This is a genomic window from Bacillus sp. EB01 (assembly GCF_000613125.1).
In the GTDB taxonomy this organism is placed as follows: Bacteria; Bacillota; Bacilli; order Bacillales; family Cytobacillaceae; genus Bacillus_D.
In genome coordinates this window covers 2,007,784-2,014,103 of sequence record NZ_HG964497.1, presented here as the reverse complement: position 1 = coordinate 2,014,103, position 6,320 = coordinate 2,007,784, and the positions used below count along the sequence as shown (strand labels likewise).

The 6,320-nt window shown below is 46.7% G+C and carries 6 protein-coding genes; 3 read left to right on the top strand and 3 right to left on the bottom strand.

All coding sequences use genetic code 11. From position 1 onward, the window contains the following. Nucleotides 1-231: 231 nt before the first annotated feature. Nucleotides 232-1,395, bottom strand: a complete 1,164-nt coding sequence (locus TY16_RS08960; RefSeq protein ID WP_043931520.1) for an FtsW/RodA/SpoVE family cell cycle protein — start codon at nucleotides 1,393-1,395, stop codon at nucleotides 232-234. Nucleotides 1,396-1,943: 548 nt separating this feature from the next. Here TY16_RS08960 and TY16_RS08955 point away from each other — a divergent pair. Continuing rightward, on the top strand, nucleotides 1,944-2,726 hold the full coding sequence (locus tag TY16_RS08955) for an undecaprenyl-diphosphate phosphatase (protein WP_043931518.1): 783 nt from the start codon (nucleotides 1,944-1,946) through the stop codon (nucleotides 2,724-2,726). 22 nt (nucleotides 2,727-2,748) lie between these two features. On the opposite strand, the gene TY16_RS08950 is transcribed toward TY16_RS08955, so the two are convergent. Next, entirely contained in the window at nucleotides 2,749-3,390 is a 642-nt protein-coding gene (locus TY16_RS08950; protein WP_197028375.1) for a DUF998 domain-containing protein, read from the bottom strand. Nucleotides 3,391-3,472: 82 nt separating this feature from the next. Then, nucleotides 3,473-4,138, bottom strand: a complete 666-nt coding sequence (locus TY16_RS08945; protein ID WP_043931516.1) for an FMN-dependent NADH-azoreductase — start codon at nucleotides 4,136-4,138, stop codon at nucleotides 3,473-3,475. Between the two features lie 388 nt (nucleotides 4,139-4,526). On the opposite strand from TY16_RS08945, the gene TY16_RS08940 reads away from it, so the two are divergent. Then, on the top strand, nucleotides 4,527-5,474 hold the full coding sequence (locus tag TY16_RS08940; protein WP_043931515.1) for a substrate-binding domain-containing protein: 948 nt from the start codon (nucleotides 4,527-4,529) through the stop codon (nucleotides 5,472-5,474). Then, nucleotides 5,467-6,312 carry a substrate-binding domain-containing protein gene (locus tag TY16_RS08935; protein ID WP_043931513.1) on the top strand — a complete coding sequence of 282 codons (846 nt, stop codon included), beginning with the start codon at nucleotides 5,467-5,469 and terminating at the stop codon, nucleotides 6,310-6,312. Before TY16_RS08940 ends, TY16_RS08935 begins: the two co-directional genes overlap by 8 nt. The last annotated feature ends 8 nt before the right edge of the window (nucleotides 6,313-6,320 follow it).

The following is a 6,320-nucleotide window of genomic DNA, read 5'->3' as shown; positions in this document are numbered from 1 at the left end:
AGTAGGGGTAGTAGGGGTAGTAGGGGTAGTAGGGGTAGCTGGGGTCAGACCCCTCTCGTGGACATTTGGCGTACTTTGTCCTCTCCGGGTGGACAATCCTCTTCCCTTCTATAACAGCATTAAATGTAAGTTAGGTTACACGTGTTGCCAATAAAAGCGAAAAGGGTGCCTCCTTGCGGGGGCACCCTTTTCAATTTACAAGTAAACCTTTATTCGGTTTATTGAACATCGTTATTCTGATGTTGAGAACATATAGCGTTTATAGTGGTAACGGATTGAGAAAATAAGAGCAATGGCCAGCATGTTACCCATGAGAGAGCTTCCTCCGTATGAGACGAACGGGAGCGGAATACCGGTTATAGGCAAAAGCCCTATGGTCATGCCAATGTTCTGGAAAACGTGGAAGGTGATCATCGAGATAACACCGACACAAATGTACGTATAATAATTGTTTTTTGTTTCCATTCCTACCTTTGTAATATGGTAGATGAGCATAAAGAACAAGCTGATCAAGACACTTGCGCCGATAAACCCGAATTGCTCACCGATGACGGAAAAAATGAAATCAGTATGGCTTTCGGGCATATACACCTCAAGTTTGCCAATCCCCTTCCCTTCCGTTTGTCCGGATCCGATTGCAAGCAGTGACTGTGTCAGCTGGTAGCCAATTGTACTCTGGTAGTTAAACGGGTCAAGCCACGAGTATATCCGGCCAAACTGGTATTGCTGGACGCCAAGATATTTTTCAAGCAGTTCGGGCTTCCAAATGACAAGCGACAGGATTCCTCCTGCTAGGAGTGCTCCTCCCCCGAAAATTGGGACAAGCAGCTTCCAAGTGATGCCAGCGATAAAAATCATTCCAACCATGATTGCCAGGAACACAAGCGAGGTACCAAGGTCAGGCTGCTGCATGACGAGAAGTAATGGCACGAATGTCACTGCGCCAATCTTTAAAAGAAGCATAAAGTCGGTACCAAGTGACTTTATCGGGTTATTCTGATGATGGTCCCAAATGACACGGGACAGCGCTAGAATAAGAAATACCTTAACGAACTCCGACGGCTGGAGCGAGCCAATCCCAGGTGCGCGGAACCATGATTTCGCGCCATTTATACGCGGTGCGATTGATTCAGGTGCAATAATGACCGCAATCAGCAGGACGAGGCCAAAGCCGTATGCGTACCAGGTCACTCTCTTAAGCTGATCGGAATCAAGCGTAATCACAGCTGCGATAATCCCGCAGCCCACCGCATACCAGACAATCTGCTTAACAAGAAAATTGCCCCCATACTGCCCCGAACTCGTCTGCGCACTATAAATCGCCACACAACTAGCCAAAAACAACAAAAACAAAATCAACACAAGACTATAATCAATTTTAGAAGGCTGCTTCATTCGTAGAAATCTCCTTTAAAAACAGGGGTCAGACCCCTCAAATGGACAAACCGCCCTTTTTGTCCTCCACACACGGACACCGGATGGACGGTGACCAATGAGATGTGGTTGTTTGTTGGCGGACTACAATAGTTCATTATATTTTTTTCTGGGGGGATTCTCAATTATTTGCATTGGTTTGGTTAAAATTGGCTGGTTTTCTGAGGAAGGATTGGTATGTTTAACCGTCATCCAGCAACACTTATGAAAAATGAAATTCCTTGTATTCAAAGTTCACGCGACATCCATTCTTCAGCCATTAGAGAAGCCCACCCCTGATGAAATTTCATTTTACCCTCGATTTGCCAATATTTATCCTTGACGCTTTGAAATCCCGACCACTACAATAAAATGGTGCGTATTGGAAATTCACTGTTAGTGTTTCCACCAAAATGCTATTCACCCGAACTATTTATAGTTTTTTTAACATACATATGTAGGGGCATGTCTCGCCCCAAGCGTCTATCATTAAAGACTACTTTTCGAACATTACTACTTGGAGGTACGTTATGCTATCAAAAATTGAAGCGTTTATCCTTGGGTTGATTCAAGGCTTGACCGAGTTCCTGCCCATCAGCTCGACCGGTCACCTGTATCTGGGCCGTAACTTATTCGGGCTGCAGGAAGCGGGCCTGCTGCTCGACACGATGCTGCACGTTGGGACCCTGGCCGCCGTTTTCGTATTCTACCGGCATGAGTTTTTAAAAATCCTCAAAAATCCGTTTGGCAAGCTGACCTGGCTGCTTGTGATTGGAACCATTCCTGCTGTGGTAGTGGGTTTGACACTGGAGGACTATATTGACGAGATCTCCAAGACCGGCTCGACGATAGGCTGGGAATTCCTGATTACCGGTGTATTTTTGTGGATGGCCGATTCAATCAAAAACGGCCACAAGAAAATGGAGGACATCTCCTACAAGGATTCATTCATTATCGGACTTTTCCAGGCTGCGGCGATCATGCCGGCCATTTCCCGTTCCGGATTCACGATTGTCGCCGCGCTCTGGCGAAAGCTCGACCGCGAAACGGCAGCCTACTTCTCCTTCCTGCTTTCAACACCAGCAATCGTGGGCGCTGTATTGCTGCAGTCGCTTGACTTGATGGAAGGAGGCGGCGAACAAATTTCATTGTCAGCGCTAATCGTTGGCATCATTTCATCCGCGATTTTCGGCTATATCGCCGTGAAATGGATGATCGGCTACCTAAAAAACCACTCCCTAAAGCCATTCGCAATCTATGTGTGGATACTTGGCGCAGTGGTTCTCGCATTCCAGTTCACAGGGAAGTTTTAACACAAAAACGCGGCTCAGGAAATTACTCCTGAACCGCCTTTTTTTCAAGAAAAGTATAGTAAAAAGACAAGAAAAAAATAAATGCCTGGATTGTATAGATGACCAATCGCTCCGTCAAACCGAGAATATTCAGTCCTAGATTCATTGAAATCGGGTTCAAAACCCCAAACAACGTAATCAAAGTCGCAAAAGCAAGGCTGATTTTCCCCAACCGGAACATCCTTTCCTGCTTCAAAAACCCCAATGCCAGCAAAAACGAAGCAGCTATTATAGTGAAAACGACCATAAGGGTAACAACCAAATGCATGGCATTTTGAAAACTCATTTCAGTTTTGTCGCCTGTTAACGGAAACAACTGATACCCGATAAACGAAGCAACTTGCATAATCAGCAAAATGACAGAGCCAGCTTTTAAAAAGCTATGGTATTCCCGAAATGCTTTAAAAACCAGCGCACTCACCATTAAAATCATGCAAATGCCATACACCATCCCAAATCCACTAAGCAGCTCCGCATTGGGTGCCCCGTCCGCAGTAAGTGTACTTATATCCGTCGTAATCGGGTTATACTCCGGCCACAAGAGGTTCCCCAAAATGGTGTGCAGCAAATAAAAGACCACGCCAACCATCCCAAGAGGCATAAAGAATTTCATAATTCTCTCCATAACCAAACCCCTTCTTCCTACCAAAAAAACTCCCTATGGAATCTGCCAGAGGGAGCCTTTTTGCATGAGTGTATTCTATAAATTATTCAGCTGTGACCTTGCTGCGAGCCATCTCACGCGCCGCTGCTGCAGCCTTATCCTTTGCCGCTGCCATAATCGCTGGCACTTCTTTCGGGAAGTGGTCGACACCTTCTGCATAGACAGTCGGCAGCACTTCCATCCCAAGAAATCCAAGTGCGGTAGTCAAATACTGGTCGCCGAAATTAAAGTCCTTCAGAGGGCCTTCAGAATAAATGCCGCCGCGGGTCTGCAGGTGGATCGCTTTCCGGCCAGTCAACAGCCCATGACGATTGCCAGGATCCGGATCGAACGTCTTTCCAGCAATGAACAGGTTATCCATAAACGACTTCAGAATCGCAGGCGAACCAAGATTCCAGATCGGCGAAACAAATACATAGTAATCATGGTCGATAAACCGGTCAGCCAGAGCATGCATCTCAGAAATCTGCTTCTGCTCGCCCGCCGAAAGATCCTCAAATTGCTTGCCCATAAAGCTCAACTTCGCGCGGGCATAAAGCATATCCATATCAATAACCGGAATATCCATATCATAAAGGTGCATATGAGTGACTTCCACATCAGGCTGCTCCTGCTTGAACGCCTCAATAAAGGCATCCCCAAGCTGCATCCCTTTCGAAAACTTGCTGTCCGGTTTCGGGGTCGCAGTAACATAAAGAAGCTTTGCCATAAAAACATCCCTTCCTCTATAAACGATTTTTCATACTACCTTCCATTTTAAAGTAAAAACCATCTGTGTAGCATTGAACAAACCGTGACGTTTGTGGACATTGTGTGAAGGCCCTTTTTGGAAAAAGGGGTCGACGCCCTCTAGTCTCCCCTCGTTATCCCGATGCGAACGCCACAAATTTACCTCGGGAACGTGCTCCATAACCACGGAAAATTAGTCAAAAGAAACCCAACAAAACCAAACAAAACTTAACGAAACTAAATAAAAGTCAACAAAATGTAACAAAACTCACTTCCGCTTTATTTTGAAATCGTTTACTATGAAACTATCATATTAAACGGCCAAATGTTATGAACAAAAAACTTATCTATTAAAGGAGGCTTCTTCCGTGGAGATAAAAGCGTATACGCCGGATGAAGTGGCTCAAATTTTTCAAATATCGAAGCACACTGTGTACGAGCTCATCAAGCGCGGCGAACTGCAGGCGTTTAAGATCGGTAATAAAATGCGGATTGAACATGAAGAGATGGAGCGGTATAAGGAAAGTATGAAGGCGCCAGCCCGAAAGCCAGTCCAGGAAACGGCCCAGCCAGCCGTAACTCAGCACATCCAGACTCGGCTTGCCGGAAGCCATGACTTTCTCGTAGAGCATCTGGTCAAAGAAGCATCAACTACGCTCCGCGTCCAGGTCCAGCCTACCTATATCGGCAGCCTTGAGGGCCTGATGATGCTGTACCGCGGCCAGGCAGACATTGCCGCAATGCACTTGCTCGACCCGATGTCCCACGAGTATAACCTGCCGTTCATACACCAGCTGTTCGTCTATGAAACGATCAGCGTCATGCGCTTTGCGGCGCGGGAACAGGGCTTTATCGTTGCAAAAGGAAATCCGAAAGAGATTCATGATTTTAAAGATCTGACCCGCAAGGATATCAAGTTCATCAATCGGCAAAAAGGCTCAGGCACACGGTTTCTGCTCGATTCAAAGCTGATGGCGGCAGGAATCAGTCCGTCGGACATCAACGGCTACGATACGGAGGAATGGACGCACCTGTCGACTGCCTCCCATATTGCCCGTGGTTCTGCCGATGTGGTGTTTGGAATCCGCTCGGCCGCAAGCCACCTTGGCCTTGACTTTATCCCGGTTGCCAAGGAGCAGTTCGACCTTGTATTCCGGTGGACCGGAGAAAACCGCGAAACGCTTACGAAACTCGTTGCTTTTTTACAAAGCGAAGAATTTAAAAACAGCCTTTCCAATCTGGAGGGCTATTACATCGAAGAACTCGGCAGCATTGTATTCCAAACGAAACACCAGGAGGAATCAATAAATGCTTAAAAATCGTTATTTACACATCATCATGGCGCTCTTTCTTCTCTTCCTAGCCGCATGCGGCAGTTCGGATAAAACAGCAGGTGCCAACAAGGACGAGCCCAAGGAGCTTATTCTCGCTACAACAACCAGCACCCAGGACAGCGGGCTTCTTGACGAGCTGCTGCCGATTTTTGAAGAAAAGTATAATGCAAAGGTAAAAACAATTGCTGTCGGAACTGGCCATGCGCTTGAAATGGGCAAACAAGGCGAGGCTGATGTGCTTTTGACACACGCCCCTGCTTCCGAGCAAGAACTCGTTGATGCTGGCGATGTTACCAACTACAAGCGTGTTATGTACAACGACTTCATCGTGGTCGGCCCGAAGAGCGATCCTGCTGGTGTAAAAGGCCTGCCAACTGCTGATGCATTCAAAAAGCTGTTTGATTCAAAAGCGATTTTCGTATCGCGCGGAGATGACTCCGGCACACATAAAAAAGAGCTTGGCATCTGGGGTAGTCTTGGCATCACACCTGCTGGCGACAACTACGTCTCGACTGGCCAGGGCATGGGACCTACCTTGCAAATCGCATCTGAAAAACAAGGCTACACCCTGACTGACCGCGCTACATTCCTGGCGCAGGAAAAGAATCTGAAGGATGTTGCCATCATTGTTGAAGGCGACAAGGACTTACAAAACATTTACCACGTCATGCAAGTCAATCCTGAAAAGAATAACAAAATCAACTCTGAAGGCGCCAAGCAATTCGTCGAATTCATGATTGCCGACGAGACCCAAAACACAATAGAAGAATTCGGCAAAGAAGAATACGGCCAATCCCTATTCTTCAAGTACACCGAATAAGAAGACTG